We start from the raw sequence: 16,836 nt of genomic DNA, 5'->3' as shown, positions 1-16,836 counted from the left end.
GGACGTCTCAGTCCGTCGCTCGGGCGACGCCGAACAGCCAGCCCTGACCGTACCGCCAGCCACCGGCCTTCAGGTGGGTGGCCTGCTCGGAGGTCTCCACGCCCTCAGCCACGCTGATCAGGTCCATCGCCGCAGCCATCGCGCCCAGGCCGCGTGCCACCCGGGCGGCAGCAGGGTCCTCGGGGATCCCCGCGGTGAAGGACATGTCGAGCTTGATCCCGGCCAGCGGGAGGTCGCGCAGGTACGGCAACGGGGGAACCCCCGTGCCGAACGCGTCGATGAGCACCGGCACCCCGGCGGCGTGCAGGTCGACCAGGTCCTGACGCACCCGGGGACTGGGGTCGAGACTCGTCTCGGTCAGCTCGACCATCAGCCGGCCCGGGGCCAGGTCGTACTGAGCCATCGCCCCGCGGATGGCCGCGACCAGCTGACCGTCGCCGAGCTGGTCCGCGGCGACGTTCACCGAGACCCACCGTCCGGCCGGACGGGTCCGGACCAGGTGCGCGACCGCGAGGCGCACCACCTCCAGGCCCAGCGGCACCGCCAGTCCGGTCTCGCTGGCCGCGTCCAGGAACGATCCCGGTAGCAGCAGGCCGCGTTCGGGATGCTCCCAGCGCACCAGCGCCTCGTGGCCGACCACGGCCTGGGTCGCCAGGTCCACGACAGGCTGGAAGTGCAGGATCAGCTCCCCGTGCTCGATCGCGCGGGTCAGGTCGTGGTGCAGCCCGTGCCGGGACACCTCCGGGACGTCCATCTCCGGGGAGTACACCTCGGTCCGGCTGCGTCCCGCGCCCTTGGCCGCGTACAGCGCGGCGTCGCCGGCAGCGAGCACGCCGGACATCCCGGTGGCGAGCAGAGCGTCATCGACCACCGCGACACCCAGGCTGGCGCGAACCGGGAACCGCCGCTGCTGGGTACGCACCGGGTTGGCGAGGGCCCGGTGCACCGCCGTGGCGATCTCGAACGCCGCGCGGCCGGCCTGCGGGTCGCGGACCACGACCACGAACTCGTCGCCGCCGAGCCGGAATGCCGTGCCGCGGCCGCCGCACGCCGCGCGGAGCACGCCGCCCACGTGGACCAGCACGTCGTCACCCGCCCCGTGACCGTACCGGTCGTTGATCTCCTTGAACTCGTCGAGGTCCACCAGGATGACCGCGACCCGGTCGGCCGCATCCGGCAGGCCGAGGGCCTCCGAGAGCTCCTCCTGCATCGCCGCCCGGTTGCCCAACCCGGTCAACGGGTCGTGCGAGGCCCGGTGCGCGAGCATCTCGGACTGCAGCTTGGCCTCCGTCGCGTCCCGGACCTGGGCGACGAACTGGTCCGGCTCACCGGACGGCGAACGCACCAGCACCGCATCCAGCACGGCCCAGATCGTCTGGCCGTCGGCACGCAGGTAGCGCTTGTCCAGCGTGAACCGGGTCCCGACGCCCGCGAGCACCTGCTGGACGTGGGCGCGTTCGGCTGCACGGTCCGCGGGGTGGGACAAGGCGGACAGGTCGCGGCCCACCAGGGCCTCGGGCGGCACGCCGAGCATCTGCGCGAACGCAGCGTTGACCTCGACCAGCCGCCATTGACGGTCCGTGAGCACCATGCCGATCGGGGCGTTCTCCATGGCGAGCCGGAACTGCGTCTCAGACCGCGCGAGCGCGGCGCGGATCTGTCGCGGCCCGGTGACGTCGGCCAACGTGGTCACCAGCTCGTGACCGCCCTCCGCTCCCGGCACCGCGCGGGTGCTGGTCTGGACCCAGCGCACGGCGGCCCCGGTGGCCGGGACGACGCCCACCAGGAAGGGCTCCTGCTCACCGGGCAGACCGGCCGCCGGCGCCGCGAAGACCGCGCCCGGGGCGACCGGCAGGTTCTCCTCGTTGATCCAGGACGCCGGGAGCTCGCCCACACGCGTGCCGAGCAGCTCGCTGCGCGCCTTGTCCAGCACCTGGCAGGCGGCCTCGTTGATGTCCAGGATCCGGCCGTCGGGCGCATGCACCAGGATTCCGTCACGACCGACGGCCATGATCCCGGCAGCGCGGCGCACCGCGACCCCGAGCTCACGGCGGTGGACGGCCGCCTCGACCCTGGACCGCCCCCACGCACGGGCCAGCCAGGCGGCGAGGCCACCCAGCAGGGCCGCTGCCGCCCACGGCAGGATCCCGGTCAGGGCGTCTCCCATCCTTCTTCGTCGTCGCTCGGATCCGGGCCGGCGTCCGGCTCCCCACGCAGCAGCGCGAGGGTGCCTGCGAGGTCGTCCGGCTGTACCAGCACGTCGCGCGCCTTGGAGCCCTCCGACGGGCCGACGATCTCCCGCGACTCGAGCAGATCCATCAGCCGACCGGCCTTGGCGAACCCGACCCGCAGCTTGCGCTGCAGCATCGACGTGGACCCGAACTGGGTCGTCACGACGAGCTCGGCGGCCTGCAGCAGCAGGTCCAGGTCGTCACCGATGTCCTCGTCGACCTGCTTCTTGGCCGCGGGCGCGAGAACGTCGGGCCGGTAGGTGGGCTTGAGCTGGGTCCTGACGTGCTCCACGACGGCGTGGATCTCGCTCTCGGACACCCAGGCGCCCTGCACCCGCATCGGCTTGGCGGCGCCCATCGGCAGGAACAGCGCGTCGCCCTGGCCGATGAGCTTCTCCGCGCCGGGCTGGTCGAGCACGACCCGCGAGTCGGTCAGCGACGACGTCGCGAACGCGAGGCGGGACGGGACGTTCGCCTTGATCAGCCCCGTCACCACGTCGACGCTCGGCCGTTGGGTCGCCAGGACCAGGTGGATGCCCGCCGCGCGGGCGAGCTGCGTGATGCGCTGCACGGACGCCTCGACGTCGCGCGGGGCGACCATCATGAGGTCGGCCAGCTCGTCCACCACGACCAGCAGGTACGGGTAGGGCGCGATCTTGCGCTCGCTGCCCGGTAGCGGCTTGACCTTGCCCGATCGCACGCCGGCGTTGAAGTCGTCGATGTGCTTGTACCCGAACGTGGCCAGGTCGTCGTAGCGGGCGTCCATCTCGCGCACCACCCACTCGAGGGCCTCGGCGGCCTTCTTGGGGTTGGTGATGATGGGCGTGATGAGGTGTGGGATGCCCTCGTAGATGGTCAGCTCGACCCGCTTGGGGTCGACCAGCACCATCCGCACCTCGTCCGGCGTGGCCCGCATGAGGAGCGACGTGATCATCGAGTTCACGAAGCTCGACTTGCCGGAGCCCGTGGCACCCGCGACGAGCAGGTGCGGCATCTTGGCGAGGTTGGCCACCACGTAACCACCCTCGACGTCCTTGCCGACCCCGATCACCATGGGGTGCTCGCTGCGCCGCGCGGCCGAGGAACGCAGCACGTCGCCCAACGAGACCGTCTCGCGGTCGGAGTTCGGGATCTCCACGCCGATCGCCGACTTCCCGGGGATCGGCGACAGGATGCGTACGTCGGCGCTGGCCACGGCGTAGGAGATGTTGCGGGACAGCGCGGTGACCCGCTCCACCTTCACGCCGGGTCCCAGCTCGAGCTCGTAGCGCGTGACCGTCGGGCCACGGCTGAAGCCCGTCACCTGGGCGTCGACCTCGAACTGCTCCAGCACGCTGGTGAGCGCCTCGACGACGCGGTCGTTCGCGGCGGAGCGCACCTTGTGCGGCATGCCCTTGGACAGCACCTCGTCGCCGGGCAGCGTGTACACGACCTCGCCGTCGAGCATCGGCTGCTCCCCGCGCGGGACGCCGGACGTGGGCGGCGCGGTGGGCTCCTGCGGGACCAGTACCTCCGTCTCCGAGGTGATCACGCCCTCCTGCGCCGTGGGTACGACCTCGGTCGGGGCGTCCGGGTCGCCCGGGCCGGGCTCGGTGACCGCAGCGCGCTCGAAGGCCTCGTCACCGGCGCGCGCACCCGCGTCCGGACCAGGGGTCGTCTCGCCGCCGCGGCGGCGACGGCGCCGCCGCGGCGCGACCTGCTGCTCGGCCATGGTCGGCAGGGCGGCCAGGTTCTCCTCGTCCTCCCCGCGGTCCGCGCGGGTCAGGCGACGGTGGGCCGTGCGCAGCCGAGGGACGATCTGGTGGATCGGGGTGGCGGTCAGGACCAGGAGCCCGAAGAACGCCAGGATGGCCAGGAGCGGCCAGGCGACCCAGGCGCTGAGCAGGCTGTCCAGGGGCTCGGCCAGCAGGTAGCCCAGCACGCCGCCGGCGCTGTGCAGCCGGGCGACGCCGAGGTCGAGCGTGGGGGCTCCATCCGCGAGCTGCGCCATGCCGCACGTGGCGAGCAGGAGCGTGCCGAGGCCGATGCCCAGCCGTCCGTTGGTGCGAACCCGGTCCGGGTGGCGCATCAGACGGATCGCGACCGCGAGCAGCACGAGCGGGATCGCGACACCGACCACGCCGAACGTACCCGCCACGACGTCGTGGATCACGACGCCCGCGCCTCCGGACAGCCCCCACCATTCCCGCGCCGCGACGACCACCGCGAGGCCCAGCAGGCCGAGGGCTGCGCCGTCACGCCGGTGCGCAGGGTCGAGGTCGCGCGCCCCTTGACCGATCCGGCGCCCGGCGCCGCCGACCAGGTGGGCTGCCCCCAACCACGTGCCCCGGACCATCCGAACCGGCAACGAGCGCTGCCTGGGAGCGGGTCGGGGCGCGCGCGACCCACCCCGCGCGGCACCGCGGGCGGAGGCCTGGGACGCGGACTTTCCGCGACCGGAGGTACGGGTCGCCATGCTGCTCACCGTACCCGGACGGTGCCCGCAGGACCGGGAGGCGTGGCCGCGCGGCCCCCTACGCCTCGACCACGACCGGGATGATCATGGGGCGGCGGCGCAGCTTGTTGGAGGCGAACCGACCGATCACCCGGCGCATCACCTGCTGGAGCTGCTGCGTGTCGAACGCACCGCCCACCGCGGCATCCTCCAGGGCCCGGGCGATGTCGGGCAGGATCGCGTCGAAGACGGCGTCCTCCTCCGCCACGCCCCGCGCGTGGACCTGCGGGCCCGCCAGGACCTTGCCGGTCGCGGAGTCGACCACCGCGAAGACGGAGATGAACCCCTCCTCGCCCAGGATCCGGCGGTCCTTGAGCTCGACGTCGGTGAGCTCGCCCACGCTCGATCCGTCGACGTAGACGTACCCGCACGGCACGGCACCGACGATCTCGCCGATCCCGTCGCGCAGATCCACCACCACGCCGTCCTCGGCGACCAGGACCCGCTCGGCCGGGATCCCCGTACGGCGGGCGACTGCGCCGTTGGCCACCAGGTGCCGAACCTCGCCGTGCACCGGCATGACGTTGCGTGGCCGCAGGATGTTGTAGCAGTAGGTCAGCTCGCCCGCGGCGGCGTGCCCGGAGACGTGCACCCGCGCGCTGCCCTGGTGCACCACCGTCGCACCGAGCCGCATCAGCCCGTTGATCACCCGGTAGACGGCGTTCTCGTTGCCCGGGATGAGCGAAGAGGCGAGCACCACGGTGTCGCCGGCACCGATCTTGACCGGGTGGTCACCGTTGGACATGCGGGCCAAGGCCGCCATCGGCTCGCCCTGGGAGCCCGTGGACATCAGCACCACCCGGTGCGGGGGCAACGCGTCGACCTCCCGGGCGTCGACGAGGATCCCGTCCGGCACATCGAGGTACCCGAGCTCGGCGGCGATCCCCATGTTGCGGACCATGGACCGGCCGACGAACGCCACCTTGCGGCCGTGCGAGTGCGCCGCGTCCAGCACCTGTTGCACGCGGTGCACGTGCGAGGCGAACGAGGCGACGATGATGCGCTGCTCGGCACCCGCGAAGACGCCGTCCAGCACCGGGCCGATCTCCCGCTCCGGCGTGACGAAACCGGGGACCTCGGCGTTGGTGGAGTCGACCATGAACAGGTCGACCCCCTCCTCGCCGAGGCGCGCGAAGGCGCGCAGGTCCGTGATCCGGCCGTCCAGCGGGAGCTGGTCCATCTTGAAGTCGCCGGTGTGCAGCACCGTGCCCGCCGAGGTGCGCACGAACACGGCGAGTGCGTCGGGGATCGAGTGGGTGACCGCCACGAACTCGCAGTCGAACGGTCCGAGCTGCTCGCGCTGCCCCTCCCGCACCGCCAGCGTGAGCGGAGTGATCCGGTGCTCCTTGAGCTTCGCCTCCACGAAGGCGAGGGTCAGCTGAGAACCGATCACGGGGATGTCCGGGCGGAGCCGGAGCAGGTAGGGCACCGCACCGATGTGGTCCTCGTGCCCGTGCGTCAGGACGAGGGCCTCCACCTGGTCGAGGCGGTCGGCGATGTAGTCGAAGTCCGGCAGGATCAGGTCGACCCCGGGCTGGTGGTCCTCGGGGAAGAGCACGCCGCAGTCGATGATGAGCAGCCGGCCGTCGAGCTCGAGGACCGACATGTTGCGGCCGATCTCGCCGAGCCCGCCGAGCGGGACGATGCGCAGCGTTCCGCGCTCGAGCGCGGGGGGAAGGCCCAGGTCGGGGTGCGGGTGGGACATCAGTCTCCTTCGAGCAGGCCCGTCGCGACCAGCGCGTCACGGACCTCGGCGATCTCGGTCTCGTCAGCCTCGACCTGCGGCAGCCGCATGGCGGCGCTGGGCAGCCGCCCGAGCAGGTGGAGCGTCAGCTTGCAGCGCAGCGCACCGTTGCCGCTGCCGGCGATGAGGTCGACCACGGGCACCAGGTCCACGAACCGGCGCCGGGCCGCGTCGTGGTCGCCGGCGTCCCAGGCGCGGATCACGGCGGCCAGCTGGTCCCCCACCAGGTGGGCAGCCATGCTCACCACACCGACGGCGCCGACGGCGAGGAACGGCAGCAGCAGGCCGTCGTCGCCCGAGTACCAGGCCAGGCCGGTGCGGGCGGCGGCGCGCAGCGCGGCCTGGGTGTCTCCGGTGGCGTCCTTGACCGCCACCACCCGCGGGTGCTCGGCCAGCCGGTCCAGGGTGGCCGGGGCGTAACGGACCACCGTGCGACCCGGGACGTCGTAGAGCATCACAGGCAGGTCGGTCGCGTCGGCGACCGCGGCGGTGTGCGCGTAGACGCCGGCCTGCGACGGCCGCGAGTAGTACGGGGTGACGACCAGGAGGCCATGGGCCCCGGCCTCCGCCGCCTGCTCGGCCATCCGAACCGCGTGCGCGGTGTCGTTCGAGCCCGCACCGGCCAGCACGTGCGCGCGGTCCCCGACGGCCTCGACGACGGCGGACACCAGGTCGGCCTTCTCCGGTGCGTGCGTCGTGGGCGCCTCACCTGTCGTGCCGTTCAGGACCAGCCCGTCGCTGCCGTGGTCGACCAGGTGCCGCGCAAGTGCGACCCCTGCGTCGATGTCGACCGAGCCGTCGGGCGACATCGGCGTGACCATGGCCGTGAGCAGGGAGCCGAACGGGCGTCCCGGGGTGTCCGTCCTGACCATGGGCGCCAACCTACTCTCCCGACGCCGGCGCGCCCGGCGGCGTCCGGTCGGCGGCCCCCGCCCGGCCGGGCTCCGCACGCGGCTCCCGACGGCTCAGCGTGCGGAACCGGTAGCGCAGACCGGCGCTCGAGGTGGCCCAACCCTCGGCAGGCTCCCCGGCGGTGACCTGCCAGCCGTCGCCGAGCACGGGAGCAGGGGTCCCCTCCCCGACCGTGACGTCCACCTCGGTCAGCTCGGCGCGCTCGGCGTGCGGCTCGAAGGCCGCGTAGACCTCGCCGCCGCCGGCCACCCACACCGGCCGGTCCGTGCGACGGGCGAGCGCGAGGGCCTCGCGCACTCCGGGCACCACGATCGCCCCCGGGAGCTCCAGCCCCCCCGTGCGGCTGAGGACCACGCTGATCCGGCCCGGCAGCGGGCGGAACCGCGCAGGCAGGGAGCACCAGGTCGTGCGGCCCATGACCACCACGGCGCCGGCGGTGACGGTGCGGAAGTGCGCCATGTCCTCCGGGAGCCGCCACGGCAGGCCGCCGTCCACCCCGATCACCCGGTCCGTCGACTGCGCCCAGACCAGGCCGATCCCCTGGCTCACACCGCCACCGGAGCTGCGATCGCCGGATGGTGGCGGTAGTCCACGATCTCGACGTCCTCCCAGGTGTACGCGTCGATCGCGGGAGCCTTGCGCAACCGCACCGTGGGAGCCGGGTAGGGCTCGCGGGACAGCTGCTCGCGCACCTGCTCGACGTGGTTGTCGTACACGTGGCAGTCACCGCCGGTCCAGATGAACTCGCCGACCTCGAGATCCGTCTGCTGGGCCACCATGTGGACGAGCAGGGCGTAGGACGCGATGTTGAACGGCACACCCAGGAAGAGGTCGGCCGAGCGCTGGTAGAGCTGGCAGGACAGCCGCCCCTCGGCGACGTAGAACTGGAAGAACGCGTGGCACGGGGCAAGCGCCATGCTCGGGATGTCCGCGACGTTCCACGCCGAGACGATCATCCGGCGCGAGTCCGGGTCGGACCGCAAGGTGTCCAGCACCTGGGCGATCTGGTCCACGTGGCGCCCGTCCGGGGCGGGCCAGGAGCGCCACTGGACGCCGTAGATCGGCCCCAGGTCGCCGTCGTCGCCGGCCCACTCGTCCCAGATGTGCACGCCCTTGTCCTGCAGCGGGCGCGCATTGCGCTCGCCACGCAGGAACCAGAAGAGCTCCTCGGCGACGCCACGCATGAACACCCGCTTGGTCGTGACCAGCGGGAACCCGGCGCTCAGGTCGAAACGCAGCTGGTGGCCGAACACGGAGCGGGTCCCGGTGCCCGTTCGATCCGTCTTGGGCGTCCCGTGCTCCATGACGTGTCGCAGCAGGTCCTCGTAGGGCGTGGGGATCGGGCCGGCAGCCATGCGCCCGATCGTAGGCCGCGCAGCGGCGTTTCTCCGGGGCGCGCGACGCCCCGGCGCGGCGAATACTGGCCGGATGGTTCCTGTCGAGCTCGCACCCGTCCCACCGTCGCTGCGCACCGACCTGCTGATCGGTGGGACGTGGCGGCCTTCCGGCTCCGGGAGGACCTTCGAGGTCCTGGACCCGGCGTCCGGCGCACCGATCGCCGAGGTGGCCGATGCCTCGCCCGAGGACGGCACCGCTGCACTGGCCGCCGCGCACGACGCCTGGCCGGCCTGGCGCGCCACCCCGCCGCGGGTGCGCAGCGAGGTGCTTCGCGAGGTGTGGGAACGCATCACGGCTCGGACGGAGGAGTTCGCGGCCCTCATCACCGCCGAGGGCGGCAAGCCGCTGTCCGAGGCCCGTGCGGAGACCGCCTACGGCGCGGAGTTCGTGCGCTGGTTCTCCGAGCAGGCCGTGCGGATCACCGGCACGGTCCGCACGGCGCCCGGGGGCGCGAACCGCCAGATGGTGCTGCACCGGCCGGTGGGCCCCGCGCTGCTCATCACGCCGTGGAACTTCCCGCTCGCGATGGCCACGCGCAAGGCGGCGCCCGCCCTGGCCGCCGGGTGCCCCGTGGTGATCAAGCCGGCCGGCTACACGCCGTTGACGACCCTCCTGTTCGCCGAGGTCGTCCGCGAGGTGCTGGCCGAGCGAGACCTCCCGACGGGTGTCATCAACGTCGTGCCGACGTCGGAGCCGGCGGCGCTCACGGAGCCGCTGCTGACGGACCCCCGGCTGCGCAAGCTGTCCTTCACGGGCTCGACGGAGGTGGGTCGCGGCCTGCTGCGCGGCGCGGCCCGGCAGGTGCTGCGCACCTCGATGGAGCTGGGCGGCAATGCCCCGTTCCTGGTGTTCGAGGACGCCGACCTGGACGACGCGGTCACCGGGGCGATGGTGGCCAAGATGCGCAACTCCGGGCAGACCTGCGTGGCCGCCAACCGGTTCCTGGTCCACGCGTCGGTCGCGGAGGCGTTCGCGGAGAAGCTCGCCGCGGCCTTCGACGAGCTCGTCGTCGGGCCCGGTTGGCACGAGGGCACGACGGTGGGCCCGCTGATCCGGCCGTCCGCGGTGGACTCGGTGGACGCCGTGGTCGCCGACGCCGTGGACCGCGGGGCGCGCGTGGTCCGGGGCGGTACGCGACCGGACCTGGCCGGGTACTTCTACACCCCGACGGTCCTGCGCGGGGTGCCCGCCGACGCCCGGGCGTCCACCGAGGAGATCTTCGGCCCGGTCGCGCCCATCGTCACGTTCGCCGACGAGGACGAGGCGCTACGGCTCGCGAACGCCACGCCCTTCGGGCTCGTCGCCTACGCCTACACGCGCGACGTGGGTCGCGCGTTCCGGCTGGCCGAGCAGGTCGAGGCGGGGATGCTCGGGCTCAACCGCGGCCTGGTCTCGGACCCGTCGGCACCGTTCGGCGGGATCAAGGCCTCCGGCCTGGGCCGCGAGGGTGGCGAGCAGGGCATCGAGGAGTACCTGGACACCACGTACGTGGCGATCTGACCGCTCGCTAGCCTGGCGCGCGTGCCTGACCTCGACCGGCGCCGCGCCCTGCGCCAGGCGGCCTCCGTCTCGGTGGCGACCGGGCTGTACGGGATCTCCTTCGGCGCGCTCGCGGTCACGGCGGGCCTGAGCACGCTCCAGGCGCAGGCGCTGAGCGTGCTGATGTTCACCGGGGGGTCGCAGTTCGCGTTCATCGGCATCGTCGGCGCGGGCGGGGGCGGCCTGGCGGCCGCGGCCACGGCCACGCTGCTCGGCGCACGCAACGCGCTGTACGGTGCGGTGGTCTCCCCGTTCCTCCAGGTCCGCGGCCTGCGCCGGCTCGCTGCCGCGCACGTCACCATCGACGAGTCCACCGCGGTCTCCACGGCCCAGCGTGATCCGCAGACGGCACGCCTCGGGTTCTGGTGGGCCGGACTCGGGGTGTTCGTGCTCTGGAACGCCTGCACGCTGGTCGGTTCCGTGGTGGGTGACGCCCTCGGCGATCCCCGCAGGTGGGGCTTGGACGCCGCGGCCGGCGCGGCGTTCCTGGGGTTGCTCTGGCCCCGGCTGGCGGCGCGCCGCGCGCAGGTCGTGGCGGCGGGTGCGGTGGTGGTCGCCCTCGCCCTGACACCCGTGACGCCTGCCGGTGTGCCCGTGCTGGCCGCAGCGGTCGTCGCGGTCGTGGTGGGATGGCGCATCCCTGCGGCGGCCAGCCGAGCGACCGTGGAGGACACGTGAGCGCGACCTGGTGGGCGGTGCTCGGGGGCGCCGCTGCCTGCTACCTCACCAAGCTCGCCGGGCACCGCGTCCCGGCGCACTGGCTCGCGCAGCCGCGCGTGGCGCGCGTGTCCGCGCTGGTGACGGTCGCGTTGCTGGCCGCCCTCGTGGGCGTCCAGACGTTCACCTCCGGCGGTGCACTCGTGCTGGACGCCCGCGTGGTCGCGCTCGCCGTGGCCGCCGTGGCGCTGGCGTTGCGGGCGCCGTTCATCGTGGTCGTGATCCTCGCCGCCGCCGTCGCGGCCCTGCTGCGTGCGGTGGGCTGAGGCCGCGCGTTCGTCACCGCCGCCCAGCACGCCTAGCCTGGTGGCGTGCCCCTGCTCACGCCGTCCGAGTCCGCCGACGTCTCCGTGCGACCGGCCGTCCGGGAGGACGCCGTCGCGATCGCCGGGACCCAGCTGCGCGCCTGGCGCACCGACCACGTCGAGGTCCTGGGCACCGACGTCCTGGACCTCATCGACGCGGGCGCGGTCCGGGAACGCTGGACGTCCGCCATCACCGAGGCGCCGTCCCCGGAGCACCGGGTGCTGGTCGCGTGCGACGGCCCGCGCGTGGTGGGAGTGGCGGCCAGCGTTCCCGTCGAGGACGGCATCGAGCTGACCGCCCTCGAGGTCGACCCCGACCACCAGCGGTCGGGCCACGGCTCCCGGCTGCTCGCCGCATGCGTCGACCTGGGCCGCGAGCGCGGTGCGACCGTGGTCAGCACCTGGGTGCTCGACGGCGACCTCGCCCGCGAGCAGTTCCTCGGCGGCGCCGGCCTCGGCCCGGACGGCAGCACTCGTACGCTGGCGACCGGACCGGGCCGCGAGGTCACCGAGCGCCGCTGGATCGCGCAGCTCTAGCCGGACCGCGGCGCCGGGCCATCCGCACCGGGTCGCGCGACCGGCCCGAGAGCGCCGCGACCGGCGCGGACGGCTGCCCTCAGCTCACGGCGCGGGCCTCGCGGTGCAGCCGGGCGGCGGTGCGCAGGGCCTCACGCGCGCGACGGCGGTCGCGCGCGGCGTCGTAGGCGAAGCCCAGTCTGAACCACGCGCCCCAGTCCTCCGGTGAGGCTTCCACCGCTGCCCGGGCGACGCCGAACTGCGCGTCGGCCGCATCTCGATCCACCCTGCCCCCAGGGCTGCGCGGCAGGGTGTCGCTGTCCAGGCCGCCGGCCGCGGCGAGCTCGTCGGCCATCTGCTGCACCTGGTGCGCGAGCCACCACTCGCGCGCCACGAGCACGACGCCGAGGACCGGCAGCACGAGCACCGCGATCCCGAGCGCCACCCCGATGGGCTGCCCCGAGCCGATCAGCGCCACGCCGCGCCCGGCGACCGCGACCAGGTACACCACCAGCAGCGCGGTCACCAGCACCGCACCGATCAGCCCACGTTTCACGACCGCTCTCCGCTCACAGGTCCAGATACCCGTCCAGGCCCACCGTCAGCCCCGGGTGCGACGCGACCGTCCGCACCGCGTGCAGCACCCCCGGCATGAACGACACCCGATCGAAGGAGTCGTGACGCAGCGTCAGCTGCTCACCGGGGTTGCCCAGCAGGATCTCCTCGTGTGCGACGAGCCCGCGCAACCGCACCGCGTGCACCCGCACACCCTCCACGTCCGCACCGCGCGCACCGTCGAGCCCGGTCTGCGTCGCGTCCGGCATCGCGCCCCGGCCCGCGGCCCGGCGTGCCGCCGCGATCCCCGCGGCCGTGTGCCGAGCCGTACCGCTAGGTGCGTCGACCTTGTCCGGATGGTGCAGCTCGACCACCTCGACCGACTCGAACCACGGCGCGGCCTTGGCGGCGAACGCCATGGCCAGCACGGCCCCGAGCGCGAAGTTCGGTGCCACGAGCACCCCCAGCCCCGGCGTGTGCGCGAGATGCTCGCGCACACGATCCAGCGCCGGCCCGTCCCAGCCGGTGGTCCCGACCACCGCGTGCACGCCGGCGTCCAGCAGGGCGTGCACGTTGGCCTCGGTCGCGCTCGGCACCGTGAAGTCCACGGCGACGTCGGCAGCGCCCCGCACGTCGGCGACCTCGTCCCCGACGTCCAGGCGGGCGGCCAGCTCCATGCCATCCGCGGACTCGACGGCGGCGCACACGGTGCGCCCCATCCGGCCCGCAGCGCCGAGGACGGCCACCCGCAGCGTCTCCACGGCCGCCAGCCTAGCTGGCACCGGCCCCGCGCCCGAACGGCCCGACCCGGACCACCGAGCGCGGACGGGCGAGGAGCTCCGCGGCGAGGTCGGTGACCTCCGCGGCCGTGACCGACCGGATGCGCTCGAGCGCCTCGGTGACGCTGACCAGCTCACCCTGGACGAGCTCGGCCTTGCCCAGGCGGTTCATCCGGGACCCGGTGTCCTCCATGCCCAGGACGAGGCTCCCCGACAGCTGGCCGATGCTGCGATCCAGCTCGGCGCCCGTGATCGGCTCACCGGCGAGCCGCTCCGCCTGTTCGATCATGAGGCGTTCGACCTCCTCGACCTTGTCCGGCGTGCAGCCTGCGTACAGGCCGAACAGGCCGGTGTCGGCGTGCCCGGAGGAGAACGAGTAGACCGCGTAGGCAAGTCCGCGTCGTTCGCGGATCTCCTGGAAGAGCCTGGAGGACATCCCCCCGCCGAGCACCGCTCCCAGGACGGACATCGCGTACCGCCGTTCGTCGGTCGCCGTCAGGCCCACGCCGCCGACGATGACGTTCGCCTGCTCGGTCGCCCGGTGCACGACGAGCTCGGTGCCGGCACCCGGCACCCACGGTGCGTCGGCGATCCGCCGCGCCGCAGGCGCGGCCCCGGGCCCCAGGGACCAGCCACCGACCTCGAGCGCACCCGTGACCTGGTCGCACAGCACGCCGTGGTCCACGCCGCCGGCCGCGGTGATCACCAGGGAGGACGGCGTGTAGTGCTCGCGGTAGTGGTCCCAGACCGCATCTCGGGGTACCGCGCGGATCGTGTCCGGCGTCCCGCCGATCGGCCGACCGAGCGGGTGGTCGCCCAGCACGGCCGTCGCGAACGCCTCGTGTGCCACGTCGCTCGGGTCGTCGTCGTTCATCGCCAGCTCTTCGAGGATCACCCCGCGCTCGATCTCGAGCTCACCGGCATCGAGCCGCGCCGAGGTGACCATGTCGGCGATGACGTCCACCGCCATCGGCAGGTCGGCGTCGAGCACCCGCGCGTAGTAGCAGGTGTGCTCCTTGCCGGTCGCCGCGTTGGCCTCACCGCCCACGGCGTCGAACGCCTCGGCGATGTCCATGGCCGTTCGACGCTCCGTGCCCTTGAACAGCAGGTGCTCGAGGAAGTGCGTCGAGCCGTGGTGCCCGTCCCGCTCGTCACGCGAGCCGACGCCGACCCAGGCCCCGATCGTCGCAGACCGGAGCCCGGGCATGGACTCGGTGAGGACCCGGACGCCGCCGGGCAGGACGGAGCGGCGCACGATGGCGCCCCCGTCCTGCCCGGCGGTCAGCGCGTGACCGGGCTCCAGCGGGAGATCGACGGGCACCTCAGTCCTGGGTGCCCTCGTCCTCGGACGAGACCGCCTCGTCCTTGTCCTCCTGGACCACCGCGTGCAGCGAGAGCTTGCCGCGCGGGTCGATCTCGCCGATCTCGACCTGCACCTTCTGGCCGACCGAGAGCACGTCCTCCACCGAGTCGATGCGCTTGCCGCCCACGAGCTTGCGGATCTGCGAGATGTGCAGCAGCCCGTCCTTGCCAGGGGTCAGCGAGATGAACGCGCCGAACGAGGTCGTCTTGACGACCGTTCCCACGAAGCGCTCGCCGACCTCGGGCATGTGCGGGTTGGCGATCGCGTTGATCTGCGCCCGCGCGGCCTCGGCCGACGGACCGTCGGTCGCGCCGATGTAGACCGTGCCGTCGTCCTCGATCGTGATGTCGGCGCCGGTCTCCTCCTGGATCTGGTTGATCATCTTGCCCTTCGGGCCGATGACCTCACCGATCTTGTCGACCGGGACCTTGACCGTGATGACGCGCGGAGCGGTGGGCGACATCTCGTCGGGGGCGTCGATCGCCTCGTGCATCACGTCGAGGATGTACAGCCGAGCCTCGCGCGCCTGGGTCAGTGCGTCGGCCAGGACGTCGGCGGGGATGCCGTCGAGCTTGGTGTCCAGCTGGATGGCCGTGACGAACTCGCGCGTGCCGGCGACCTTGAAGTCCATGTCACCGAACGCGTCCTCGGCACCGAGGATGTCGGTCAGCGCGGCGTACCGCGGCTGACCGTCCACCACGTCGGACACCAGACCCATCGCGATGCCCGCGACCGGTGCCCGCAGCGGCACGCCCGCGTTGAGCAGCGACAGCGTCGAGGCACAGACCGAGCCCATCGAGGTCGAGCCGTTGGAGCCCAGCGCCTCGGAGACCTGCCGGATCGCGTAGGGGAACTCCTCGCGGGTCGGCAGGACCGGGATCAGAGCACGCTCGGCCAGCGCGCCATGACCGATCTCGCGGCGCTTGGGCGAGCCGACCCGGCCGGTCTCGCCGGTCGAGTAGGGCGGGAAGTTGTAGTTGTGCATGTAGCGCTTGCGGGTCTCGGGCGACAGCGTGTCGAGCTGCTGCTCCATGCGGAGCATGTTCAGCGTGGTGACGCCCAGGATCTGGGTCTCACCGCGCTCGAACAACGCCGAGCCGTGCACCCGCGGGAGCACCTCGACCTCGGCGGACAGCGTGCGGATGTCGCGCAGACCACGGCCGTCGATCCGGAAGCCGTCGGTGAGGATGCGGCGGCGGATGACCTTCTTCTGCACGGCGCGGTAGGCAGCGGAGATCTCCTTCTCGCGCCCCTCGAACGACTGCGCGAGCTCGGCCTGGACCTCGACCTTGAGCTCGTCGATCCGGTTCTCGCGGTCCTGCTTGTCCGCGATGGACAGCGCCTCGCCCAGCCGACCCTCGGCCGCCGCCTCGACGGCTTCGTAGACGTCGGCCTGGTAGTCCGGGTACGTCGGGAACTCGCGGGTCTCCTTGGCGGCCTTGCCCGCCAGCTCGATCTGCGCCTCGCACAGCGAGCGGATGAACGGCTTGGCGGCCTCGAGGCCCTCGGCCACGCGGTCCTCCGACGGCGCGACGGCACCCTCGTTCTTGATGAGGTTCCAGGCACCCTCGGGCGCCTCGGCCTCGATCATCGCGATCGCGACGTCGTCACCGACGACGCGGCCAGCGACCACCATGTCGAACGTGGCGCGCTCGCGCTCGGAGTAGCGCGGGAAGGCCACCCACTGGCCGTCGATGAGCGCGATCCGCACCGCGCCGACCGGGCCGGAGAACGGAAGGCCCGACAGCTGCGTGGACATCGACGCCGCGTTGATGGCGACGACGTCGTAGGCGTCGTCCGGGTGCAGGGCCATCACGGTGATGACGACCTGGACCTCGTTGCGCAGGCCCTTGACGAACAGCGGGCGCAGCGGGCGGTCGGTCAACCGGCAGGCCAGGATCGCCTCGGTCGACGGACGGCCCTCGCGGCGGAAGAACGAGCCCGGGATGCGCCCGGCGGCGTACATCCGCTCCTCGACGTCGATCGTCAGCGGGAAGAAGTCGAACTGCTCCTTCGGGTGCTTGCCGGCCGTGGTGGCGGACAGCAGCATCGACTCACCGTCGAGGTACGCCACGGCGGAGCCGGCGGCCTGCTTGGCGATGCGCCCGGTCTCGAACCGGATGGTGCGGGTGCCGAAGCGACCATTGTCGATCGTGGCCTCGGCGAACTGGATCTCGGGTCCCTCCACGGGAGCCCCTCTCTACGAAGCCCCGCCCTGCCAGACGGTCTTCGATCGAGGTTCGCGGACACCCGGTCCGCGAGCCACTACCGAGGACCGGCCGC

The 16,836-nt window shown here is 73.0% G+C and carries 14 protein-coding genes; 4 read left to right on the top strand and 10 right to left on the bottom strand.

Going from position 1 to position 16,836, the window contains the following annotated elements; genetic code table 11:
* Positions 1–7: 7 nt before the first annotated feature.
* The 6 genes from Q6348_RS09245 to Q6348_RS09220 are packed head-to-tail and all read right to left on the bottom strand — an operon-like array spanning position 8 to position 8,736.
* Positions 8–2,167, bottom strand: a complete 2,160-nt coding sequence (locus Q6348_RS09245) for a sensor domain-containing protein (RefSeq protein ID WP_304601006.1) — start codon at positions 2,165–2,167, stop codon at positions 8–10.
* Positions 2,152–4,686, bottom strand: a complete 2,535-nt coding sequence (locus Q6348_RS09240; protein WP_434062048.1) for an FtsK/SpoIIIE family DNA translocase — start codon at positions 4,684–4,686, stop codon at positions 2,152–2,154. Before Q6348_RS09240 ends, Q6348_RS09245 begins: the two co-directional genes overlap by 16 nt.
* A 58-nt stretch (positions 4,687–4,744) precedes the next feature.
* A complete protein-coding gene (locus Q6348_RS09235) occupies positions 4,745–6,430 on the bottom strand; it encodes a ribonuclease J (protein ID WP_304601005.1) in 1,686 nt (561 codons plus the stop codon).
* Positions 6,430–7,341, bottom strand: a complete 912-nt coding sequence (dapA, locus tag Q6348_RS09230) for a 4-hydroxy-tetrahydrodipicolinate synthase (protein WP_304601004.1) — start codon at positions 7,339–7,341, stop codon at positions 6,430–6,432. Before dapA ends, Q6348_RS09235 begins: the two co-directional genes overlap by 1 nt.
* A 10-nt stretch (positions 7,342–7,351) precedes the next feature.
* On the bottom strand, positions 7,352–7,930 hold the full coding sequence (locus tag Q6348_RS09225; RefSeq protein WP_304601003.1) for a dihydrofolate reductase: 579 nt from the start codon (positions 7,928–7,930) through the stop codon (positions 7,352–7,354).
* A complete protein-coding gene (locus Q6348_RS09220; RefSeq protein ID WP_304601002.1) occupies positions 7,927–8,736 on the bottom strand; it encodes a thymidylate synthase in 810 nt (269 codons plus the stop codon). The genes Q6348_RS09225 and Q6348_RS09220 overlap by 4 nt, the downstream gene beginning before the upstream one ends.
* A 73-nt stretch (positions 8,737–8,809) precedes the next feature.
* On the opposite strand from Q6348_RS09220, the gene Q6348_RS09215 reads away from it, so the two are divergent.
* From Q6348_RS09215 to Q6348_RS09200, 4 genes are read left to right on the top strand one after another with little or no spacing between them, the layout of a single operon-like run.
* Entirely contained in the window at positions 8,810–10,279 is a 1,470-nt protein-coding gene (locus Q6348_RS09215) for an NAD-dependent succinate-semialdehyde dehydrogenase (RefSeq protein ID WP_304601001.1), read from the top strand.
* Between the two features lie 12 nt (positions 10,280–10,291).
* The gene (locus Q6348_RS09210) at positions 10,292–10,996 is read left to right on the top strand and encodes an AzlC family ABC transporter permease (RefSeq protein WP_304601948.1); all 705 of its coding nucleotides are present in this window, start codon (positions 10,292–10,294) and stop codon (positions 10,994–10,996) included.
* Positions 10,993–11,301, top strand: a complete 309-nt coding sequence (locus tag Q6348_RS09205) for an AzlD domain-containing protein (protein ID WP_304601000.1) — start codon at positions 10,993–10,995, stop codon at positions 11,299–11,301. Before Q6348_RS09210 ends, Q6348_RS09205 begins: the two co-directional genes overlap by 4 nt.
* Before the next feature lie 45 nt (positions 11,302–11,346).
* Positions 11,347–11,877 (top strand): GNAT family N-acetyltransferase, encoded by a 531-nt coding sequence (locus tag Q6348_RS09200; RefSeq protein ID WP_304600999.1) that lies wholly within the window; start codon positions 11,347–11,349, stop codon positions 11,875–11,877.
* Positions 11,878–11,956: 79 nt separating this feature from the next.
* On the opposite strand, the gene Q6348_RS09195 is transcribed toward Q6348_RS09200, so the two are convergent.
* From Q6348_RS09195 to Q6348_RS09180, 4 genes are read right to left on the bottom strand one after another with little or no spacing between them, the layout of a single operon-like run.
* Positions 11,957–12,412 carry a hypothetical protein gene (locus Q6348_RS09195; protein ID WP_304600998.1) on the bottom strand — a complete coding sequence of 152 codons (456 nt, stop codon included), beginning with the start codon at positions 12,410–12,412 and terminating at the stop codon, positions 11,957–11,959.
* A 13-nt stretch (positions 12,413–12,425) separates the two neighbouring features.
* Complete coding sequence (dapB, locus tag Q6348_RS09190) at positions 12,426–13,172, bottom strand: 4-hydroxy-tetrahydrodipicolinate reductase (RefSeq protein ID WP_304600997.1); 747 nt, start codon at positions 13,170–13,172, stop codon at positions 12,426–12,428.
* A 10-nt stretch (positions 13,173–13,182) separates the two neighbouring features.
* On the bottom strand, positions 13,183–14,511 hold the full coding sequence (locus Q6348_RS09185) for a M16 family metallopeptidase (protein ID WP_304600996.1): 1,329 nt from the start codon (positions 14,509–14,511) through the stop codon (positions 13,183–13,185).
* Between the two features lies 1 nt (position 14,512).
* Positions 14,513–16,741: a polyribonucleotide nucleotidyltransferase gene (locus Q6348_RS09180; protein WP_304600995.1), complete on the bottom strand. Its 2,229-nt coding sequence runs from the start codon at positions 16,739–16,741 to the stop codon at positions 14,513–14,515.
* Positions 16,742–16,836 lie beyond the last annotated feature (95 nt).

Origin of the sequence: Actinotalea lenta (assembly GCF_030586465.1) — a bacterium.
In the GTDB taxonomy this organism is placed as follows: Bacteria; Actinomycetota; Actinomycetes; order Actinomycetales; family Cellulomonadaceae; genus Actinotalea; species Actinotalea lenta.
Note: the sequence above shows the minus strand (reverse complement) of the source record. Positions and strands in the feature narration are given on the sequence as shown.